The organism is Psychrobacter sp. 1Y4 (genome assembly GCF_051847555.1).
The window spans coordinates 1-731 of the sequence record NZ_JBPYDE010000506.1 but is presented as its reverse complement, the minus strand read 5'-3'; the positions used below and the strand labels follow the sequence as shown (position 1 = coordinate 731).

Here is a 731-nt window from a genome sequence, read left to right as displayed (position 1 = left end):
TGGTCGTTATAACTTAGCAAGCTCGGTGGATGACTCACCTATCACAGTCAACCTGAATGATGGTACCGATTGGAGTCCTAAGAATTATGACAACCGTGATCATGGCTATGTACCACTGACCACAGGACTGTCGCAATCTTATAACCAAGCGGCGGTACGCTTAGGTATGGAATTTGGGGTTGATACTTTTGCCAAGCAACTAAAACGCATGGGCGTTAAAGAAGAAATACCACCATACCCATCAGCGTTATTAGGGTCTGTCAATCTGAGCCCGATGGACATGTTAGGTATTTACCAAGTCTTTGCGACTGGCGGTTTCCGCACGCCTATTCATAGTATTCGCACAGTTATTGATGATCGCGGCCGTATTTTGCAGCGTACTGGACTAAATACTCAGCGTAGTATTCCACCTGAAACCAACTTTTTGACCAACTACGCGCTACAGCAGGTAGTGTCAAACGGTACCGCTAGACGTGCTCAATCACTTGGCAGCAATCTGAATCTTGCCGGTAAAACGGGCACGACAAACGACTACCGTGATGCTTGGTTTGCAGGCTACAGTGGTAACTATGTTAGTGTTGTTTGGGTTGGTCGTGATGACAACAAGCCCATTGGCTTGAGTGGTGGTACTGGTGCTCTACCGGTTTGGGTCGATTATATGAAACGCCTCAAACTCACTCCGGTGGCGCTACCAGAGCCAGAAGGTATCGAATGGTTGTGGCTCGAGAACA

The 731-nt window shown here is 47.7% G+C and carries 1 protein-coding gene; it reads left to right on the top strand.

Annotated features, from left to right (window positions below; all coding sequences use genetic code 11):
- On the top strand, positions 1–731 hold a 731-nt coding region (locus ACS8FC_RS17230), incomplete at both ends, for a penicillin-binding transpeptidase domain-containing protein (protein WP_439297681.1).